The sequence below is a fragment of the Staphylococcus sp. aM genome (genome assembly GCF_052975125.1).
Genome location: NZ_CP121447.1, coordinates 521,938 through 542,477 on the forward strand (window position 1 = coordinate 521,938; position 20,540 = coordinate 542,477).

18 protein-coding genes and 1 pseudogene are annotated in these 20,540 nt (G+C 32.3%); 13 read left to right on the top strand and 6 right to left on the bottom strand.

Annotated features, from left to right (window positions below):
- From nirD to P7F85_RS02415, 10 genes and pseudogenes are all read left to right on the top strand, one after another.
- Entirely contained in the window at window positions 1-315 is a 315-nt protein-coding gene (gene nirD / locus P7F85_RS02370; RefSeq protein ID WP_002465474.1) for a nitrite reductase small subunit NirD, read from the top strand.
- Window positions 306-1,232 (top strand): uroporphyrinogen-III C-methyltransferase, encoded by a 927-nt coding sequence (cobA, locus tag P7F85_RS02375; protein ID WP_002465465.1) that lies wholly within the window; start codon window positions 306-308, stop codon window positions 1,230-1,232. Before nirD ends, cobA begins: the two co-directional genes overlap by 10 nt.
- Window positions 1,233-1,412: 180 nt before the next feature.
- On the top strand, window positions 1,413-5,096 hold the full coding sequence (locus P7F85_RS02380; RefSeq protein ID WP_002465457.1) for a nitrate reductase subunit alpha: 3,684 nt from the start codon (window positions 1,413-1,415) through the stop codon (window positions 5,094-5,096).
- Complete coding sequence (gene narH, locus P7F85_RS02385) at window positions 5,086-6,639, top strand: nitrate reductase subunit beta (protein ID WP_015364729.1); 1,554 nt, start codon at window positions 5,086-5,088, stop codon at window positions 6,637-6,639. The genes P7F85_RS02380 and narH overlap by 11 nt, the downstream gene beginning before the upstream one ends.
- On the top strand, window positions 6,632-7,207 hold the full coding sequence (narJ, locus tag P7F85_RS02390) for a nitrate reductase molybdenum cofactor assembly chaperone (RefSeq protein ID WP_002465466.1): 576 nt from the start codon (window positions 6,632-6,634) through the stop codon (window positions 7,205-7,207). Before narH ends, narJ begins: the two co-directional genes overlap by 8 nt.
- Window positions 7,200-7,877, top strand: coding sequence for a respiratory nitrate reductase subunit gamma (gene narI, locus P7F85_RS02395; RefSeq protein ID WP_002465461.1), 678 nt, complete (start codon window positions 7,200-7,202; stop codon window positions 7,875-7,877). The genes narJ and narI overlap by 8 nt, the downstream gene beginning before the upstream one ends.
- Before the next feature lie 21 nt (window positions 7,878-7,898).
- Window positions 7,899-8,351 (top strand): nitrate respiration regulation accessory nitrate sensor NreA, encoded by a 453-nt coding sequence (gene nreA / locus P7F85_RS02400; protein WP_046464435.1) that lies wholly within the window; start codon window positions 7,899-7,901, stop codon window positions 8,349-8,351.
- 9 nt (window positions 8,352-8,360) lie between these two features.
- Window positions 8,361-9,392 carry a nitrate respiration regulation sensor histidine kinase NreB gene (gene nreB, locus P7F85_RS02405; protein ID WP_002465471.1) on the top strand — a complete coding sequence of 344 codons (1,032 nt, stop codon included), beginning with the start codon at window positions 8,361-8,363 and terminating at the stop codon, window positions 9,390-9,392.
- A 22-nt stretch (window positions 9,393-9,414) separates the two neighbouring features.
- Window positions 9,415-9,993, top strand: a pseudogene (locus P7F85_RS02410) (response regulator transcription factor); the annotation flags it as partial.
- Between the two features lie 325 nt (window positions 9,994-10,318).
- A complete protein-coding gene (locus tag P7F85_RS02415) occupies window positions 10,319-11,470 on the top strand; it encodes a nitrate/nitrite transporter (protein ID WP_002467268.1) in 1,152 nt (383 codons plus the stop codon).
- Between the two features lie 53 nt (window positions 11,471-11,523).
- Here P7F85_RS02415 and P7F85_RS02420 read toward each other — a convergent pair whose 3' ends face one another.
- Both P7F85_RS02420 and P7F85_RS02425 read right to left on the bottom strand, forming a co-directional pair.
- Window positions 11,524-11,940 (bottom strand): Hsp20/alpha crystallin family protein, encoded by a 417-nt coding sequence (locus P7F85_RS02420; protein WP_002467271.1) that lies wholly within the window; start codon window positions 11,938-11,940, stop codon window positions 11,524-11,526.
- 238 nt (window positions 11,941-12,178) lie between these two features.
- Window positions 12,179-12,625: a MarR family winged helix-turn-helix transcriptional regulator gene (locus P7F85_RS02425; RefSeq protein WP_002467274.1), complete on the bottom strand. Its 447-nt coding sequence runs from the start codon at window positions 12,623-12,625 to the stop codon at window positions 12,179-12,181.
- A gap of 164 nt (window positions 12,626-12,789) precedes the next feature.
- Between P7F85_RS02425 and P7F85_RS02430 the strand changes: the two genes are divergently transcribed.
- The 3 genes from P7F85_RS02430 to P7F85_RS02440 all read left to right on the top strand — a co-directional run bounded on the left by P7F85_RS02430 (window position 12,790) and on the right by P7F85_RS02440 (window position 15,440).
- Complete coding sequence (locus P7F85_RS02430; protein WP_046464433.1) at window positions 12,790-13,419, top strand: nitroreductase family protein; 630 nt, start codon at window positions 12,790-12,792, stop codon at window positions 13,417-13,419.
- Window positions 13,420-13,547: 128 nt separating this feature from the next.
- Window positions 13,548-13,913, top strand: a complete 366-nt coding sequence (locus tag P7F85_RS02435; RefSeq protein WP_002467273.1) for a DUF3139 domain-containing protein — start codon at window positions 13,548-13,550, stop codon at window positions 13,911-13,913.
- Between the two features lie 249 nt (window positions 13,914-14,162).
- The gene (locus P7F85_RS02440) at window positions 14,163-15,440 is read left to right on the top strand and encodes a cation:dicarboxylate symporter family transporter (RefSeq protein WP_002467272.1); all 1,278 of its coding nucleotides are present in this window, start codon (window positions 14,163-14,165) and stop codon (window positions 15,438-15,440) included.
- Window positions 15,441-15,728: 288 nt separating this feature from the next.
- Here the strand turns inward: P7F85_RS02440 and P7F85_RS02445 are convergent, their stop codons facing one another.
- The 4 genes from P7F85_RS02445 to P7F85_RS02460 form a co-directional block, all read right to left on the bottom strand.
- A complete protein-coding gene (locus P7F85_RS02445) occupies window positions 15,729-16,073 on the bottom strand; it encodes a DUF4889 domain-containing protein (protein WP_002467269.1) in 345 nt (114 codons plus the stop codon).
- Between the two features lie 362 nt (window positions 16,074-16,435).
- Window positions 16,436-16,858, bottom strand: coding sequence for a pyridoxamine 5'-phosphate oxidase family protein (locus P7F85_RS02450; RefSeq protein WP_002467277.1), 423 nt, complete (start codon window positions 16,856-16,858; stop codon window positions 16,436-16,438).
- A 76-nt stretch (window positions 16,859-16,934) separates the two neighbouring features.
- Window positions 16,935-19,037: an AraC family transcriptional regulator Rsp gene (rsp, locus tag P7F85_RS02455; protein WP_002467275.1), complete on the bottom strand. Its 2,103-nt coding sequence runs from the start codon at window positions 19,035-19,037 to the stop codon at window positions 16,935-16,937.
- A gap of 936 nt (window positions 19,038-19,973) precedes the next feature.
- On the bottom strand, window positions 19,974-20,345 hold the full coding sequence (locus tag P7F85_RS02460; RefSeq protein ID WP_015364733.1) for a YbgA family protein: 372 nt from the start codon (window positions 20,343-20,345) through the stop codon (window positions 19,974-19,976).
- Window positions 20,346-20,540: the final 195 nt, after the last annotated feature.

A 20,540-nucleotide genomic window follows, 5' to 3' on the forward strand; every position in this document is an offset into this window, starting at 1 on the left:
ATGAAACATATGGAGAAAATTAAAGTGTCCCGTATAGATGAGTTAACACCATTAATTGGTAAGAAAGTATTCGTAAACGATAAAGAGATTGGTTTGTTTTTAACAAATGAAGGAGAGATATTTGCAGTCAATAATATTTGTCCTCATAAAGAGGGGCCTTTGTCAGAAGGTACTGTTAGTGGAAACTATGTTTATTGTCCTTTACATGACCAAAAAATTGATCTTAAGACAGGTGATGTTCAGGAACCAGATACTGGTTGTGTAGAAACGTATCCAGTAGAAGTCGTAGATGGAGATATTTTTATATGCCTTTAAATCGATACGGAACTGTCTACTTAGTAGGTGCAGGTCCTGGTGATCCTAATTTATTAACTAAAAGAGCGCAAAGACTCATTGAAAATGCAGATATTATATTATACGACAGATTGGTTAATCCCTTTATATTGCAATATGCTAAACCAGATATAGAAATCATTGATGTTGGTAAGAAACCATATACTAAACATATTCAACAAGAGGCCATTAATCAAAAAATGATTGAAGCGGCAAGTAAACATCATCATGTGGTTAGGCTTAAAGGAGGCGACCCTGCTATATTTGGACGTGTCCAAGAAGAAGTAGAAGCTTTAGTTGAATTAAATATCAACTTTGAAATAGTGCCGGGGATAACATCGGCAAGTGCAGCAGCACAATCCATGAACTTAGGTCTAACAATGAGAAGTATAGCTAAAAACGTTACTTTTTCAACAGGTCATTTTAAGGATTCAAAAGATAATGACATTGATATCAGTACATTAATAAATAAAGGAACGCTAGCTGTTTATATGGGGGTTAAACGACTACCTAGAATTATTTCGCAAATCAGACAGTATACATCGTATGATTACCCAATCGCAATTGTTTTCCGTGCCTCACTTTTTGATGAACAAGTATTGACTGGAAATATAAGTAATATCGAACAAAAGTTAAACCAGTATAAAGTAGAAGGATTACCAGGCATTTGTATCATTGGAGATATCATCAGCTATTCACAACCCCAAATTAAGACTAAGAATAAAGAAAAAATATATATTGTAAAAGGCGATAGAAACCAAGCATTAGAAAAATGTGAATTACTATATGAGCAAGGTTATGGATGCATGATAGAAGTAGATGAGACGTATCATTATTCTCAACAAGCATTATACAAATCAGTGTTAAAGCAGTATACACATCAGTTTATTGAATTATAAGCACAAAATGAATATTAATGATAAAGCAGTGTCTATCTAGAATAGGCACTGCTTTTTTGTAGTAGGGAATTTATAAGTGCAATTAGGACATTCCCTAATATATAAATATTGTGAAAAAATGTACAATCTAATTGAAAAGATTGGAACGCATAGATGAAGTAAAGGTCTAGGAGGATATTTATGGGCAAATTTGGATTGAATTTTTTTAAACCAACTGAAAAGTTTAATGGTAATTGGTCAGTACTTGAAAGTAAAAGCAGAGAATGGGAAAAAATGTACCGTGAACGTTGGAGTCACGATAAAGAAGTGAGAACTACCCACGGCGTGAATTGTACTGGGTCTTGTTCATGGAAAGTTTTTGTTAAAAATGGCGTCATAACATGGGAAAATCAACAAACAGATTATCCTAGTTGTGGTCCAGATATGCCAGAATATGAACCGAGAGGATGCCCAAGAGGTGCCTCATTTTCATGGTATGAATATAGTCCATTAAGAGTTAAATATCCCTATATCAGAGGGCAGCTCTTAGAATTATGGCAAGAAGCACTTGAAGAAAATCATGGAAACAAAATTGCTGCATGGACATCTATTGTAGAAGATGAAGAAAAAGCCAAACGTTATAAACAAGCGCGTGGTATGGGTGGTCATGTACGATCAAATTGGAAAGATGTAACTGATATTATCGCTGCTCAATTACTATATACCATTAAAAAAGATGGTCCAGATAGAATAGCAGGATTCACGCCTATTCCAGCGATGTCTATGGTGAGCTATGCAGCTGGTGCACGATTCATTAATTTGTTGGGTGGAGAAATGTTGAGTTTTTATGATTGGTATGCCGATTTGCCACCAGCATCACCTCAAATATGGGGGGAACAGACAGATGTCCCTGAATCAAGTGATTGGTATAACGCTGCTTACATGATTATGTGGGGTTCAAACGTACCATTAACAAGAACTCCAGATGCACATTTCATGACAGAAGTACGATATAAAGGAACTAAAGTCATTTCTATCGCACCAGATTATGCTGAAAATGTAAAGTTTGCAGATAATTGGCTGGCGCCTAATCCAGGTACTGATGCTGCAGTTGCTCAAGCAATGACACATGTTATTTTACAAGAATATTATATCAATAATCCTAATTCACGATTTATTAATTATGCTAAACAATATACAGATATGCCTTTTATATTAATGTTAGATCAAGATGAAAATGGTTTGAAAGCAGGCCGATTTTTAAGAGCAAGTGATCTTGGACAAGATACAACAAACGGAGAATGGAAGCCTGTGTTATTTGATAACTTATCAAATCAACTAGTTGTTCCAAATGGTACGATGGGGCAACGCTGGGAAGATGGTAAACAATGGAATCTTAAATTAGAAGATGAAGCAGGCAATGATATTCAACCTAGTCTATCCATGGATGAAAGTGATTTTGAATTACAACAAATTCAATTTCCATATTTTGATAGCAATGGCGACGGTGTCTTTGAACGACCTATACCTACTAAGAAGATTAAATTAGCTAATGGTGATGAAAGATATATTACTACTGTATATGATTTGATGATAAGTCAATATGGTATCAAACGTTTTAATCATGAATTAGAAGCAACGGGATATGACGATGCACATTCTAAATATACGCCTGCCTGGCAAGAAAACATTACAGGTATAAAATCTAGCCTAGTCATTCAAGTTGCAAAAGAATTTGCTCAAAATGCTATAGACACAGAAGGACGCTCAATGATTATTATGGGAGCTGGTATCAACCATTGGTTTAATTCCGATACAATTTATCGTTCTATTTTAAATTTAGTTATGTTATGTGGCTGTCAAGGTGTCAATGGTGGTGGTTGGGCACACTATGTTGGACAAGAAAAATGTCGACCCATCGAAGGATGGAATACGATTGCATTTGCTAAAGATTGGCAAGGGCCTCCACGCTTACAAAATGGGACAAGTTGGTTCTATTTCGCAACAGATCAATGGAAGTATGAAGAATCAAATGTTGATAAATTGAAATCACCTTTAGCGAAGCATATAAAACATCAACATCCAGCTGATTACAATGTGACAGCAGCTAAATTAGGCTGGTTGCCTTCGTATCCACAGTTTAATAAGAATAGTTTGTTATTCGCTGAAGAAGCCAAAGAAAATGGTGATGATTCAAATGAAGCCATCTTACAACGTGCGATTAATGAAGTGAAAACGAAGGAAACAAAATTTGCAGTAGAAGATCCTGATTTAAGAAAAAACCATCCTAAAACATTATTCGTATGGCGTTCTAATTTAATTTCTAGTTCTGCTAAAGGACAAGAATATTTTATGAAACATTTATTAGGTACAAAATCAGGATTATTAGCATCACCAAACGAAGATGATAAACCTGATGAAATTCAGTGGAGAGAAGAAACAACAGGTAAATTAGATTTACTCGTATCGCTCGATTTTAGAATGACAGCGACGCCATTATATTCAGATATTGTTTTACCAGCAGCAACTTGGTATGAAAAGCATGACCTTTCTTCTACTGATATGCATCCTTATGTTCATCCATTTAATCCAGCCATAGATCCATTGTGGGAGTCTCGATCCGATTGGGATATTTATAAAACACTCGCTAAAGTAGTGTCAGAAATGGCGAAGGATTATCTACCAGGTACATATAAAGATGTCGTAACAACACCATTAGGTCATGATTCTAAACAAGAAATAGCCACACCATTAGGTATAGTAAAAGATTGGTCTAAAGGTGAGATAGATGCCATACCAGGTAAAACAATGCCTAACTTTACCATCGTAGAACGTGATTACACATTAATTTATGATAAGTATGTTTCTGTTGGACCGAAATTAGAGACAGATAAAGTAGGGGCGCATGGTGTTAGTTTTAGCGTGAAGGAACAATACGAAGAATTAAAAAGTATGCTAGGGACTTGGAATGATAAAGATCCTAAATCTATCAAAAATGATAAACCTAGAATTCACTCTGCTCGAAATGTAGCAGATGCAATGTTAAATCTTTCATCAGCTACAAATGGCAAATTATCACAAAAATCTTATCAAGATTTAGAAAAACAAACAGGTATGACGCTAACTGACATTTCAAGTGAACGTGCGTCTGAAAAAATAACATTTTTAAATATTGGTTCTCAACCTAGAGAAGTTATTCCAACAGCAGTGTTCCCTGGCTCAAATAAAAATGGACGACGTTATTCACCATTTACAACAAATATAGAAAGACTCGTACCATTTAGAACGTTAACTGGTCGTCAAAGTTACTATATTGATCATGAGATTTTCCAACAATTTGGAGAAAGTTTGCCTATTTATAAACCTACATTACCACCAATGGTATTTGGTACTAAGGATAAGCAAATTAAAGGCGGTACTGACACTTTAATATTGCGATACTTAACACCGCATGGCAAATGGAATATTCACTCTATGTACCAAGACAATAAACATATGTTGACGTTATTTAGAGGTGGACCAACAGTATGGATTTCTGATGAGGATGCAGTTGAACATGACATTCAGGATAACGATTGGTTAGAAGTATATAACCGAAATGGTGTCGTTACAGCGAGAGCTGTCATTTCACACAGAATGCCTAAAGGTACTATGTTTATGTATCATGCACAAGATAAACATATTCAAACACCTGGTTCTGAAATTACTGATACTAGAGGTGGTTCACACAATGCACCAACACGAATTCATTTGAAACCAACACAACTCATAGGTGGCTATGCTCAAATTAGTTATCATTTCAATTATTATGGACCAATTGGAAATCAAAGAGATGTATATGTAGCAGTAAGAAAGATGAAGGAGGTCAATTGGCTTGAAGATTAAAGCGCAAATAGCAATGGTGTTGAATTTAGATAAATGTATAGGTTGTCACACTTGTAGCGTTACCTGCAAAAACACATGGACAAATCGACCTGGTGCAGAATATATGTGGTTTAATAATGTTGAAACAAAGCCTGGTACAGGTTATCCCAAACGTTGGGAGGATCAAGAGCACTATAAAGGCGGCTGGGTATTGAATCGGAAAGGGAAATTACAACTTAAATCTGGTAGTAAGTGGTCTAAAATAGCACTTGGAAAGATTTTCTATAACCCTGATATGCCATTGATTCAAGATTATTATGAACCCTGGAATTATAACTATGAGCATTTAACAACAGCTAAGGCAGGTCAACACTCTCCAGTAGCAAGAGCCTACTCTGTTATTTCTGGTGAAAATATGGATATTGAATGGGGACCTAACTGGGAAGACGATTTAGCTGGTGGTCATGTGACTGGGCCTAAAGATCCTAATATTCAAAAGATAGAAGAAGATATCAAGTTTCAATTTGATGAAACATTTATGATGTATCTACCAAGATTATGTGAACATTGTCTTAATCCAAGCTGTGTTGCGTCTTGTCCATCAGGTGCTATGTATAAAAGAGATGAAGATGGCATCGTTTTGGTTGATCAAGATGCATGTCGTGGATGGCGTTATTGTATGACTGGATGTCCTTATAAAAAAGTCTATTTTAACTGGAAAACGAATAAAGCTGAAAAATGTACATTTTGTTTTCCTAGAATTGAAGCAGGCATGCCTACAGTTTGCTCAGAAACTTGTACAGGTCGAATGAGATATTTAGGCGTATTATTATATGACGCTGACAGAGTAGAAGAAATGGCATCAACTGAAAATGAAAAAGAATTATATGAAAAGCAATTGGAACTATTCTTGGACCCATTTGATGAAGCAATCATTGCACAAGCTGAAAAAGATGGTATTAATCATGAATGGATTGAAGCGGCACAACAGTCACCGATTTATAAATTAGCCATTGAATATAAATTAGCATTCCCATTGCATCCAGAGTATAGAACAATGCCAATGGTGTGGTATTGTCCACCATTAAGTCCAATTATGAGTTACTTTGAAGGTAAAAATTCAGAACAAAATCCGGATATGATTTTTCCTGCCATAGAAGAAATGCGCTTACCGATAGAATACTTAGCGAATATGTTTACAGCAGGTGCCACTAAGCCGGTCAAACAAGCACTACAAAAAATGGCTATGATGAGAAGTTATATGAGAGCACAGGTGACTCAAAAAGATTTTGATGTTGAACGTCTAACGCAACTAGGTCTTACTGAACGACAAACGAAAGATATGTATCGATTATTAGGTTTAGCCAAATATGAAGAACGATTTGTGATACCGACAACACATAAAGAAACTTATTTAGATACGTATCACGCTCAAGGTTCGCAAGGTTATGGTGGCGAAAACTTTGGTGTGAATTGTGAAGGATGCGGCGTCGCAGTTGCTACGGACAAGTCAGGTCAAGACATTTATAACGAGCGTTTCTATGGAGGGATTTTCCGTGATTAACTTTGACAATTTATATCGATATCAAGACAGTTTAGGATATATCGCAATGCAATTATGCTTCCCTGAGAAAAAGACATTTAATGAAAATATATTTAACGAAGTTATCGATCCTAGTCATCCGGGGTATCAAGATCTATTAGCATTTAGAGAACAGATGATGCAATATACGTTATCTGAAATTCAACAAATATATACAGATACCTTTGATTTTAGCAAAAAAGCCCCTTTATATATGACATATAATCAATTTGATACGCAAAAAGAGCGAGGGCAAATGTTAGCAAAACTTAAAGTATTGTACGAAATGTTTGGTTTGAAAATGGTAGATAATGAACTGTCAGATTATCTACCGTTGATGCTACAATTTTTACAAACTATAGAATGGCGTGGTGATGAAAGGGCAGAAGAAAATATTCAATTAGTCATTATGATTATTGAAGATGGAACATATGTCATGGCAAATGAACTTGGAAAACTCAACCATCCATATGGTTATGTCATTCAAGCATTAAGAAAGACGTTGAAATTATGTTTACAAGTGCCAGAAGGGGTGGCTCTGCATGATTAATCAATTTTTATGGGTCATATATCCATACTTATGTATCGCTATATTTATCATCGGACACATTGCTAGATTTAAGTATGACCAGTTTTCTTGGACTGCAAAGTCTAGCGAATTAATTGAAAAAAAGAGATTGAAATGGGGAAGCTTACTATTTCATTTAGGCGTAATTCCCGTTTTCTTTGGACATGTCGTTGGTCTTGTCATACCGAAATATTGGATGGATTCATTAGGTGTTAGTGAACATATGTATCATTTTGGGGCAGTATATATTGGTAGTATTTTTGGTATAATGACGTTAATAGGTATGTTGTTACTTACCGCTAGAAGAATTACAATCAAAAATGTGAGACGTTTAAGTTCATTTTCAGATATTTTTGTTAATATTCTTTTATTAATCATTATCTTCATGGGATGTTACTCTACAATAGTTACGAATATGATGCATATCGAATTTAATTATCGTGAAACCATTTCAGTTTGGTTTAGACAACTCTTTATGTTTAAACCTCATGCAGATTTGATGACCAATGTACCATTGCAATTTAAATTGCATATGTTATTAGGGTTTACCATTTTTGCGTGTTGGCCATTTACGCGTTTAGTTCATGTATGGAGTGTACCCTTATCATATACAAATAGAAGGTACATTATTTACCGAAAAAATAAACTATAGTAATTCAAGGGTGGAAATAGTATGATGCCAGATTCAATGTTTGAAAGCCAAAATTTTCAAGAAAATATTGATAGAATTAGATTAGAACAAGGTTTTGATTTTGCAGCGTTAGCTTTTTATGAATCAGCGAGCACCTTTTCACCTATAAAATGGCAATATGTGTCAGGCAATAAGAATGATAGATATAAATTGATTATTTTGCGTAAAGGGCGAGGTCTAGCTGGTAATGTGATGAAAACGGGAAAGAGAATGGTAATTGCTAATGTAGACATGGCTTTAACACCTGATGAAAAGGTTAAGTTTCCTATATTACTCGGTGAAAATTTAACCGCGGTCATAGCGATTCCACTTTGGTATCAACAACAAGTGTATGGTGTCATGTTGTTTGGCCAAAGAAATCATAAACCATTACCAATAAATGTGTATGATATAGATATTTATGAACAATTAGGGATATTTAATGAAGAAATTTAGGTGATTAACTTGACGGTTAATAATGAACAACTTGAAGTGTTGTTAAGACGTTATTTTGAAAGTACAAATGAGAAGATTGTTTTTGTAAATAATAACGGAAAAGTCATAGCAATGAATGAAGCAGCTAAAGAGGTCATTTCGGAAGAAGAAAATTATAGTGCGATGACAAATGCGATATGCAGACGATGCGAGGGTTACACGAATGAGTATGACTTACAGTCATGCAAAGATTGCTTTTTAGATGTAGAACAACCTCATCACTCTCAATTCCAAGTATTTATGAAAACAAAAAACAGAAAAATCGCACCATTTACAGCTTCTTACATTACAATTGATCCGGTTAAAGGCATCAACGCATTTACTTTGCAAGATGTTGCACCTCAAATTGAACGACAAGAAAAAATGAATCAACGTCGAATGATGAGAAAAACAATTTCTGCACAAGAAAATGAACGTAAGCGTATATCTAGAGAATTACATGATAGTGTTATTCAAGAAATGTTGAATATTGATGTTCAATTACGTTTGTTAAAATATCAACAAGATAAAGAGAAGATATTAGATGATGTTAAAAATATTGAAGGATTAATGTCACAACTCGTTGATGATGTCCGACATTTATCAGTTGAATTGCGTCCTGCATCCCTTGATGATTTAGGACTAGAGGCAGCATTTAAATCGTATTTTAAACAATTCGAAGAAAATTATGGTATGCAAATCAATTATGTTTCTAACATTGTCAATCATCGATTTGATAGTGAAGTGGAAACAGTCGTTTATCGAGTTGTTCAAGAGGCTGTATATAACGCTTTAAAATATGCTGGTGTTAGTGAAGTAGAAGTCACTATTCAGCAAAATGAATTGACTTTAATCGCTGAAATTATTGATCGAGGACAAGGATTTGATCCATCTTCCAAGCCAAGAGGATCTGGACTAGGGTTATATGGAATGAAAGAGCGATCAGAACTTGTTGAAGGGAATTTAAACATAGAAACGCATATAGGTAAAGGAACGATTATTACTTTAGAAGTACCACTGTAAATTAATTTTTGGGGGAATAATGTTGAAAATAGTTATTGCCGATGATCATGCAGTTGTTAGAACCGGTTTCTCTATGATATTGAATTATCAAGAGGATATGGAAGTAGTTGCTACCGCTCCTGATGGTGTAGAAGCCTATCAAAAAGTCATGGAGTTTAAACCTGATGTGCTATTAATGGACTTAAGTATGCCACCAGGTGAATCTGGACTTATCGCAACGAGTAAAATTCATGAAAGTTTTCCTGAAACTAAGATTTTAATCTTAACGATGTATGATGATGAAGAGTATTTATTTCATGTATTGAGGAACGGTGCGAAAGATTATATTTTGAAAAACGCACCTGATGAACAACTATTGCTTGCTATTAGAACGGTTTATAATGGTGAGACATATGTGGATATGAAATTAACAACCTCATTAGTCAATGAATTTGTAAACAGTAGTAATCAGGAATATACAGATACATCAGATCCATTCAAAGTGTTATCCAAAAGGGAATTAGAGATATTGCCATTAATAGCAAAAGGCTACGGTAATAAAGAAATAGCAGAAAAACTATTTGTATCAGTGAAAACAGTAGAAGCACATAAAACACACATTAAAAGTACTTCCATTTTAATGGTTAGGGGCAGTGGATGACTGGTAAGTTACTACGTGATACTTGTAACTCACCTAGTCATCATGTGCCGGGGAAGAAAGACGAAATGTAAAATTTCTGTTCTTCACCCTCTTACGCAGTAGTGAAAGCTACTGTGATCCTATTAATAGGGGAATTACTTATATAAATAAGGGATTATCCTAATGTTCAGTTTTTCACAAAGTAGATAAAATCAAATTAAGATTAGTTCTATGTTCATTAATACTGCTATTAAAAGGCAGGCCCACATAGTACTAATAAATAAATGAATTCGACGAGGGTGAAAATATGGACAAGACAAAAGGTGGATTTCAACTCACATTACAAACACTTAGCTTAGTGGTTGGTTTTATGGCTTGGAGTATTATTTCTCCATTAATGCCGTTTATTTCTCAAGACATTAAAATATCAGCGGGACAACTATCCATTATTTTAGCAATACCCGTAATTTTAGGATCAATATTACGTGTCCCTTTTGGTTATTTAACTAATATTGTTGGAGCCAAATGGGTGTTTTTCTGTAGCTTTATAGTGCTTTTATTTCCAATTTACTTTTTAGGACAAGCACAATCACCAAAAATGATGATGATATCTGGATTCTTTCTTGGTGTTGGTGGTGCCATCTTCTCTGTAGGTGTTACATCAATTCCAAAATATTTTCCAAAAGATAAAGTAGGATTAGCAAATGGTATCTATGGTATGGGAAATATAGGGACAGCCATTTCATCCTTTTTAGCACCGCCAATTGCAGGGATTATTGGTTGGCAAGCAACGGTTAGAAGTTATTTGGTTATTATTGCTATATTTGCAGTATTAATGTTTATATTTGGGGATAATCGTGAGCCTAAAGTAAAAGTGCCACTAATAGCTCAAATGAAAATCTTATTTAAAAATTATAAACTATACTATACAAGTCTTTGGTACTTTATTACATTTGGTGCGTTTGTAGCCTTTGGACTATTTTTGCCAAACTATCTTGTACAACATTTTGGTATAGATAAAGTAGATGCAGGTATTCGTTCAGGTATATTTATTGCTTTAGCGACTTTCTTGAGACCAGTCGGAGGTATACTAGGTGATAAATTAAATGCAGTTAAAGTTCTGATGGTAGATTTTGTCATTATGATTATAGGTGCATTAATTTTAGGATTTTCTAATCACATCGCATTATTTACCATTGGATGTTTAATGATAAGTGTATGTGCAGGTATTGGTAATGGTCTTATTTTTAAATTAGTACCTTCATATTTTGCGAAAGAAGCTGGATCAGCAAATGGTATTGTATCAATGATGGGGGGGCTTGGTGGCTTTTTCCCACCATTAGTAATCACATATGTTACAGGTATGACTGGTTCAAGTCATTTAGCATTTATCTTTTTAGCTGTTTTTGGACTTATCGCATTAATCACAATGGTTCATTTAAATAAAAAAGAAGCATAAATAAATAACACCCTCATCATGGTTATACCGTGACGAGGGTGTTATATTTTGATTTATAATATAGAAATAGTTGTTGCGTCTTCAGATTCTTGTTGTTGTTTAGGTAAGCGAATATTTAAGACGCCATCTTCAAATGTTGCTTTGATTAAATCTTTATCTACATCTTCAAATTCAAATCGACGCACAAGTTCTCCGTTAGAGCGTTCATTCAATTGTGCTTGTCCATTATGAGGCTCTAAATACTTATTAGCTTTAATCGTTAATGTATGATGATCAAAAGTTAATGATATATTTTCCTTTTTAACGCCTGCAAGTTCAGCTTCTATTAAATAATGATCGCTTTCATTATATAAATTAGCTGGAAATGCTTGTGTTGAAAACTGATTAAAAACTTGTTTACCTAAGTCTCTAAACATATCAGTAGGGTCATTTTTCAAAAATGAATTATTAAAGAAGTCGTTACTAGGCATACTATTCGCTCCTTTTGATTAACTAAATTTGAATCATATTTAATTGTAAATTCATTATATGTACTGTTTAGGGTGAGGTAAAGTAAAAAGGATTCATGGAGTGATTACTCGTTCTAGAGAATATAGACAAAAGCTTACAATATGAAACATTGGTTCACATAACTTGGATTTACATGAATAAAAGAAAGATATGAATGTTGAGGGAAAGTTTACTTTTGTCTTTTTCTCTATAGAAGTATTACTTTTCCGTGGATTTATCAAAGTTTTTAGAAACAAACATTTGAAGATGGTTGATTAATTCTTTAGCTTCGTTAACGTCGATATCAAATTCGCCAAATACTTTTAATGACACTTCAGATAATGGTTTTTTAATACTTTTACCATGATCTGTCAGTGAAATTTGAAGAATTCTTTCATCTTTTTCTTCACGAGTTCGAACAACGTAATTTTTCTTTTCTAATTTTTTTAGTAATGGTGTTAAAGTGCCTGAATCTAAGAAAACTCTATCACCTAAAGTTTTGATGTTAAGTTTCTCATCTTCTTCAATCGCCATTAGCACTATATAACCAGTGTACGTGAGTTCGTATTCCTTTAAATAACTAGAATACTTTTTGATTATTTCTTTTGATGAAACATAGAATAAAAAGCATAATTGTTTGCTTAAATAACTATTTTCTACATACATTAAATCACTCCTTGTTAAGCTAACAATATTATGAAGTGTATGACTTGTCAAGTGCCGTTTGAAGTGATATAGGCAAATTGCTTTTCATTTAAAAATTACAAAATTATAATAAAAATTAATTGTTTTGAAATATCAAACGACTTATAAAGAAAGAGGAGAACTTAATGGAAAGAATCTCAAAATTTGATGATGTATTAAAAGGAAGAAAATCTGTAAAAGTATTTGATACTGAATATAAAATTAGTCACGAAGAAATGGATGAAATGATTCAAAAAGCAACTAAGGCACCATCATCCGTAAATATGCAGCCGTGGAGAATAATGGTAGTAGATTCGGATGAAGGTAAAGAAAAAATCTTACCCTCATTTGGGATGAACTCAAGACAAGTGAATACATCGTCCGCGATGATTATTGTTTTTGGTGACTTGAAAAATTATGAAAAAGCTGAACAAATTTATAGTGACGCAGTAAGTAAGAAACATATGACTGAAGAAATTAAAGATAAAATGTTAAGTTGGGTCCTTCCTCATTATAAAGGGTTATCTAGAGAAGGTATGAAAGATATCGTCAATATTGATAGTAGTTTAATGGCTATGCAATTCATGCTTGTAGCTAAATCTCATGGCTATGATACGAATCCAATCGGTGGATTTGATAAAGCTAATATTGCAGACGTGTTAGGTTTAGATAGTGAGCGTTTTGTACCTGTGGTAGCTATTGCAGTAGGTAAAGGTGCACAAGAAGCACATGACTCAGTACGTTCACCACTTGAAGATGTTAGACAATATCTATAATAAACTTGAACAAAATTTTTAAGTGCAAAATTCAGATAAGAATATTTTGTTACAAAAGTTTTATAAGACTTTAAAAATGTATGCTTTTCGTTCATACTAATTAAGATAAGGCAAAAGGAGTCTATAAAATGAGTAGGAAACAGAAATTAATTAGAATCGCTATTATATTAATCATTTCATTAGTTTTAGCATTTGCATTTTTCTTCGCACTTAAAACATATCAAGGCCATAAAAATATTGAAATGGTCGATAGTTATCTTAAAGAACATCATTTAAAAGATAAGATAAAAAAAGAAGAAACTTTGTATAGCGCTAAAAAAGGTGTCTATTATAAGGAAGTTATTTATAAAGACGAGCCTAAAGTAACTTATGTCATACAGCCGATAAGTACAAGAAAAGGTATCTTTGCAGAAGGTTTTGATACTGAAACTAAGAAAAGTTTAAAAAGTGCCAAACACAATTACTTTAATAAAAATTATAAACCTTCAAATTAATCTAAATAATTTTAGGTTATCGATTGAAAAAATCGGTAACCTTTTTTTCTTATTGTGTAAGTTTGATATTAGGCTAGAATTATGATTATAACAATGAAAGTGAAAAAAATAACCGTAGTAAAATACTCTGGTTTCACAATTATTTAGAAATTTCAACACAATTATTTGTATTTGTTATTTAAAAAATTATAGCTATTTTTAAGTTATCTGATATAATTAAGTGATGTCAGATGAAGGGGAGTTTGCAATATGGCTCTATTCAAGAGAAAAATTAGCCTTCCAGTGCAAGTATTAATTGCGTTGGTTCTAGGTGTTGTCGTTGGACTTATATTATATGGAAATGAAGAAGCGGCTAACTACATAAAGCCATTTGGAGACGTCTTTTTAAATTTAATTAAAATGATCGTTATTCCAGTTGTGTTCTGTTCTTTAGCGTTATCTATTTCGAACGTAGGGGAGTCGAAAACCGTAGGTCGCTATGGATGGAAAACAATACTTTACTTTGAGATTATAACAACAATCGCTATTGGTCTTGGGATTATCTTCGGTAACTTGTTTAAACCAGGTTCTGGACTTGATCCATCAAAACTACCAAAGGGCGATATTTCTAAATATCAATCATCTGCACACGCTGCAGAACAATCTACATATGGTAACCATTTTATTGATACCATTGTAAACATTGTACCTACAAACTTTTTTGAAGCTTTAACTAAAGGAGAATTATTACCAATCATCTTCTTTGCTGTATTCTTCGGTTTAGGCTTAGCTGCCATCGGTGAAAAAGCAGAACCAGTTAAATCTTTCTTAAATGGTACATTAGAAGCAGTTTTCTGGATGATTAACAAAATTTTAAAATTAGCACCATTAGGTGTCTTTGCATTTATTTGTACAACAATTATTACATTTGGTGCATCAGCTTTACTTCCTCTACTTAAACTTGTATTAGTTGTCGTCTTCGCGATGGTATTCTTTGTAGTTGTAGTATTAGGAATTGTAGCAAGAATGTGTGGCATAAGTATTTTCTCAATTATGAAAATACTAAAAAGTGAAATTCTTTTAGCCTTTTCAACATCAAGCTCAGAAGCTGTATTACCAGTAATGATGAAAAAGATGGAAAAATTTGGTTCACCAAAAGAAATTACATCATTTGTTATACCAATTGGATATACATTTAACTTAGACGGTTCAGCATTATATCAGTCAATCGCTGCTTTATTCGTCGCACAAATGTATGGTATGCATTTAACGTTAACAGAACAAATTGTGTTAATGTTAACATTAATGCTTACATCAAAAGGTATGGCGGCAGTTCCAGGTACTTCAATCGTTGTTTTATTAACAACATTAGGTGCAATGGGATTACCAGCTCAAGGACTTGCATTAATCATAGGAGTTGACCGTTTATTAGACATGGTACGTACAGTCGTTAACGTTATGGGTAACGCTTTATCAACTGTAGTTATCGCAAAATGGGAAAACTTATATGATAAGAAACAAGGCCAAGAGTATTTAAAATCACTATAAAATAACAAATCTGACATTTTTAGAGCCCCTTATCGCATTAGCGATTAGGGGCTCTTATGCATTAGCGCAAGCTAAGGCGAACCGAAGAAGAAAATCGCATTAGCGATTAGGGGCCCTTATGCATTTAAAGAAGTACTTCCATTTTAATGGTTAGTACTTCTTACGCAGTAGCGCAAGCTACTGTGATCCTTAAACGTACTTCCATTTTAATGGTTAGACTTATGAGAATACGACAAATATATATACAAAGAAAAGGAAGCAAGTCATCAGGACTTGCTTCCTTTTTAACTACATATGCATATGTCCCATATCATGGATTTGAGTCATTAATCCGTGAGGTACATCATCATGATCTACTTTTTTCACTTTTGCAATTTTGCCAGTTTTTTCATTTTTAGTAATCATAACGAAATCTTCTTTTTTAACAGATACTTTTGCATCTGAAGGAAGTTTAACATTCTTTTCAATTTTTTCGTCTTTTTCACTAATCATTTTATCAATTGTAGTATCATTTTTCATAACGCCATAGTATGTTTCTTTCTTGCCACCAGCCATCATTACGACAACTAAAACAATACATACAATTAACATAATTGCGATAAGACCAAAACCAAGTCCTTTTTTACTCTTCATTTTATATATTCTCCTTTAGTATTGTTGTTTTCTATTTCATTTATACAGAAAATTAGAGTAATTTGCAATTAAATTCAAAATATAAGTGTTTATTATTAATTGAAAAATTCATAAAATATACGTATTTGTGGTTCATTAACGTAAAAATATTGACAAATAAGTATTTGAGCTTCCATTGGTGTGCGTATTAAGTCATGTGATTCCTTTTTTACATAAGCACTTCATTAAATGAGTTTAGTGGCATGGATTAAATTACATGTGTAAACCTCATAATAAATATAAAAGAAGCACAAAAATGATTCTAAACTTTAAATCATCTTTGTGCTATTATTTTGGAATTGTGTCCCAAACTCACATTATAATTATAATTCAATTGTGAAAGGTGTATCTAAATCTTTGTCATTCATAAGTTTGATAGACTTAGGCGTTACTTTTAATACACATAATTCAGGATCTTTATTAGAATCAAAGAATGATTTATCTTGCGTTTCCCATAACCAATCAATGACTTTTTGATCTTTGACAACTTCAATCGTTGCATCAATTTCAACAAAACTGTGATTAGTTGTTTCATTATAACCTAATAAAATGTACGCATAAGGATTATCTTCAATTTCTTCAACTTTAATTGAGTTGACATTTGTCTTAGTATAAAGCGTTAATTCATCATTATAAAACACCATATATCTACTATTAGGTTTGTTATTATAAGCTGTAGATAGTACACCTACTTTAGAATGATCTAATACTTTTTCAATCGCTTCAGTTGCTTTTTGATTATCCAATATAATCATCTCCTTAATGATAACTATAACCATAAATCATCATTGTTAAACTTTAGCCATAGTTATATTTAAATCATTAATTGGGTTTAATACAGATATACTTCACTTCGTCGTGTTTTAAAATGATCTTGATGTCTTGATTATCAAGTTCTAGGAGTGATAATTCAGTTTTAGGATGATTAGAACGGTCTAATTGTTCAATCATCTCCTTATCAAGAAACAGTTGTTGTCTGTTTTGAGGTAATAAATTATCAATAGTGCCATGTTCATTATTTAACGTTTGGACTGTAATTAATGAATTTGCTTTTAAGTTATTTTTTAATATGAATTCTAGATGTGTATCAGATAAATAGCGATCGTTGATTTTATTAAATAAAATAAAATGATAATTGCCATCTTTTCGACTCATGATGTAATTATTAGAAATTTGAATAGGTTCATCCACAAATGCATGTGCCATTTTATAAATGTGAATGAGGGGTAGTGCATTACCGAATTCATTAAAAAGAGAAATATAAATTGAACCAGTGGCAATCAATTGGTAACTAATGCCACCACCATAGCGTAATAGTGCAATAATATGACAAACTAAGTCAGCGAGTTGTAATGGATTTACACCATTGTTAGTATATTTAAAACATTTTAAAGATAAATAATCATACACAAAACGTGTAGATTCTATACCTGAATCTATTATAAATTGTTTATAATTATCGAAATGCGAAGTCGTTCGATTATATGTTTTACTTTTGTTAATCAACAAGGATGTCGTTTCTATATTTTCGATATCGAGTAAATAATAATCAAAATGTAGTCGTCTTAAAATATCATATGTTTTATCTAAAGTTTGATGTTGATGCAATAATCCATCTATAGTTACACCATATTTGATATCTCTATTTTTATTTTTAATCTTCAAATGACATAGATGAATATCATGTATCGTCATTGTTGCTGAATCAAAAATTAGCATTAGTTTGACTGTCTTTTTATTGAGTTGATAGTCGGTATGACCTTGTAAAAATGTTAAGATGAATTGATTAACTGCTTTAAAGTCCACTTTGGATTTAATGGTCATTGCTAAGCCAATATGTCGTTCGAATAATTTATCAAAGCATCTATATAATAAATGATAATTGATTTGATTGGTTGTTAAGTCCTTAATGTCGTTGATAAGTATGACCGGTTCAGGTAAAAATGAAAAATCTATATCGAAATAATCATTAAAGGTGAAGTGAAACAATTCATTGAAATTATCGAGTCGAATAAATGCTTTGGAAGCTTTTGAATGATCTTTAGGATCAAAATGTTCAATATCAATTTTCGTAATTTCTGTAGTTAATTGATCATTGAAATTAAACTTTTCTATGAGTGGTAAAAAAGCTGCATGATCATAATCGCCAATATTTAATTGTGGCATAGTATCAATTTGATTGATATATGTGCGGTATTGTTTAGGGCTAAATTGTAAATAATTTTTAAATTGATTCGTAAAATTGGTATGACTAGTAAAACCAGATATTTCGGATATAGCGTTAATTGATAAATGAGAGGTCATAAGTAGTTGAATAGAATGACATAATTTTAGACTTGTAAAGTAGTCTTTAAAATTCATATTCAAATATCGATTAAATAAATTAGAACAATAAGACTCAGAAATACTACTGTGAGTAGCGACATCTTTTAAAGAAATAGGTTGACTTAAATGTTCTTCTAAAAATTGAAGACAATTTGCAAATAAAGGATAGTTGACTGCCATATTAGGTATATAATCGTCTTCTAATTTTACTACTGCTTCTTTATATAATGTTTGGATGATTTTAGGGCACACTTGTTGGTCAATATTATTTTTCGAATCTTGTTGTAAAAGTTGAAGTAATAATCTTTTGATATAGTCACTTGATTGCAATAAATGTCTGTCAAAGTAACATTGAAAAAACGATGTATCTTCGATGTAGAAATAAAAAATAGGTATGCTTAATTGAACTAAATGTGTCGCATTTTCTATTTCATATATGTCTCCATGGTTAATAATTGCAATATGAGCATCTAAATCTTTACGTTCACCATTTATTTTAATGCTCAATTCATGACTTAATGAAAACAGTATGATGATTTGATTAATATTACGACATGGCTGCGTTTGATGTTGAGTGGATAGGGTTAAATGGCATGACATGTTATGTGAAGGGACTCCTCTTATTTTTTAGTATCACAATATAATAATCACTTATAAATTGTTCGATTTGAATATATATGAGAATATTCATAGTCTAAGTCATTTAATATGCGATTGAATAATAATATTTATTATAATAGATTTTCATTCAAATAGTAATAGTTAAAAATAAAAGTTATTATAGCAATTTTTGTGAAAACGTAGTCAATTTTGTGTTGTTTACAATACAAATGAGAAATTAGAAATGTAGTAGAGAGTATTTGGAAATTTTAAATAGAGTGAGAATGAAATATTTAGTAGATAATAATAATAGATTTCAATCCAACAGAATTTTAAAAAATTTAATTCCTGGATTGTTAATCTGTGATTTTAAATGTACGTTATACACATCTTAGATATAACAACAAAAGAGAGAGACAACACAGAATCACATACGCCATATTTAGTGAAATAAATAATCAACTTAAAATAAGAATAAACATCAAGATTTAACGCATACAATTCCTATTTCTTCATAACACATATAGCATATGTGTTAAGGCATTATGACATTGGTTTGAAATCGATATGATATAGCAACTAGAATGTGCAGCTGATATTAACCAATAAAGAAATAGGTAGCATCCTGAGAAATCACATCTTCTGAAAATTAAAGTATGATGAAGCATCAATTTTTAAGTAGCGATAATTTATAATCATTAATTTGAAATACTCCCCCCGAAGTGAAAACAAATTATATGAAGCATGACAATAACTTTCACTGGATGTTATAGCATTAAGTCCTATTTATTGTTTATTATTATTTGGTGATACAACTTAGAATTAATCTTTCTTTAGAATTTAAACATAATGTACATTTAATGTGTCTTAAAGGTGACGTACCTTTTCGACACAAAATTAAACAAACGTTCCTTAAAAAATGGAACGTTTGTTTTTTTATTCTTTTAATACAGTACTTTGTTGTATGTAATGTACCTCATATTTATTAGCTAATACATTTAAAAATGACATTAAATCATGAATGGACACCTCATGGTTAACAAATTGTTGTTTCAATGTTTGAGACTTTTGCTTTTCTTCGTCAGTAGCCAACTTTTTAAAGTATCCCCACATATGATCATATGCATTTATGACACTACCTTGACTGGGATCAATAGTGATAGCGTGTTCAATCATCATACGAATTTCCTCGTAAGAGGTTTGAGTCTTTAGCTTTTCTCGAATAGCGTCATATTGTTTTTGACTATGTAGTAAAACACGATATTTTTCTTCTCGCCATAATTGTTCAATGCGTCCGCGTTCTTTCAATTTGTACCCTCCTATACGTTTAGTATTTCATATATACCCTTAATCATAATTAGTCAACGACATTACAGGCTGGGACATAAATATATATAGTTCAAGTTACATTTATATATAGACAGTAGTTGACTGTAAAGTCATTCTTTTTCTTTAGAAATTAGTATTTCTTATGCATGAGTTTCACTCATGTATTCCTATTTT

What these genes read in the sequence shown, in the direction of transcription:
- cobA (WP_002465465.1), top strand. Translation starts at nt 306, where the DNA reads ATGCCTTTAAATCGATACGGAACTGTCTACTTAGTAGGTGCAGGTCCT.
- nirD (WP_002465474.1), top strand. Translation starts at nt 1, where the DNA reads ATGAAACATATGGAGAAAATTAAAGTGTCCCGTATAGATGAGTTAACA.
- nreA (WP_046464435.1), top strand. Translation starts at nt 7,899, where the DNA reads ATGATGCCAGATTCAATGTTTGAAAGCCAAAATTTTCAAGAAAATATT.
- P7F85_RS02425 (WP_002467274.1), bottom strand. Translation starts at nt 12,625, where the DNA reads ATGTATGTAGAAAATAGTTATTTAAGCAAACAATTATGCTTTTTATTC.
- P7F85_RS02380 (WP_002465457.1), top strand. Translation starts at nt 1,413, where the DNA reads ATGGGCAAATTTGGATTGAATTTTTTTAAACCAACTGAAAAGTTTAAT.
- P7F85_RS02435 (WP_002467273.1), top strand. Translation starts at nt 13,548, where the DNA reads ATGAGTAGGAAACAGAAATTAATTAGAATCGCTATTATATTAATCATT.
- P7F85_RS02440 (WP_002467272.1), top strand. Translation starts at nt 14,163, where the DNA reads ATGGCTCTATTCAAGAGAAAAATTAGCCTTCCAGTGCAAGTATTAATT.
- rsp (WP_002467275.1), bottom strand. Translation starts at nt 19,037, where the DNA reads ATGTCATGCCATTTAACCCTATCCACTCAACATCAAACGCAGCCATGT.
- P7F85_RS02420 (WP_002467271.1), bottom strand. Translation starts at nt 11,940, where the DNA reads ATGCCTAGTAACGACTTCTTTAATAATTCATTTTTGAAAAATGACCCT.
- narI (WP_002465461.1), top strand. Translation starts at nt 7,200, where the DNA reads ATGATTAATCAATTTTTATGGGTCATATATCCATACTTATGTATCGCT.
- P7F85_RS02415 (WP_002467268.1), top strand. Translation starts at nt 10,319, where the DNA reads ATGGACAAGACAAAAGGTGGATTTCAACTCACATTACAAACACTTAGC.
- P7F85_RS02445 (WP_002467269.1), bottom strand. Translation starts at nt 16,073, where the DNA reads ATGAAGAGTAAAAAAGGACTTGGTTTTGGTCTTATCGCAATTATGTTA.
- P7F85_RS02430 (WP_046464433.1), top strand. Translation starts at nt 12,790, where the DNA reads ATGGAAAGAATCTCAAAATTTGATGATGTATTAAAAGGAAGAAAATCT.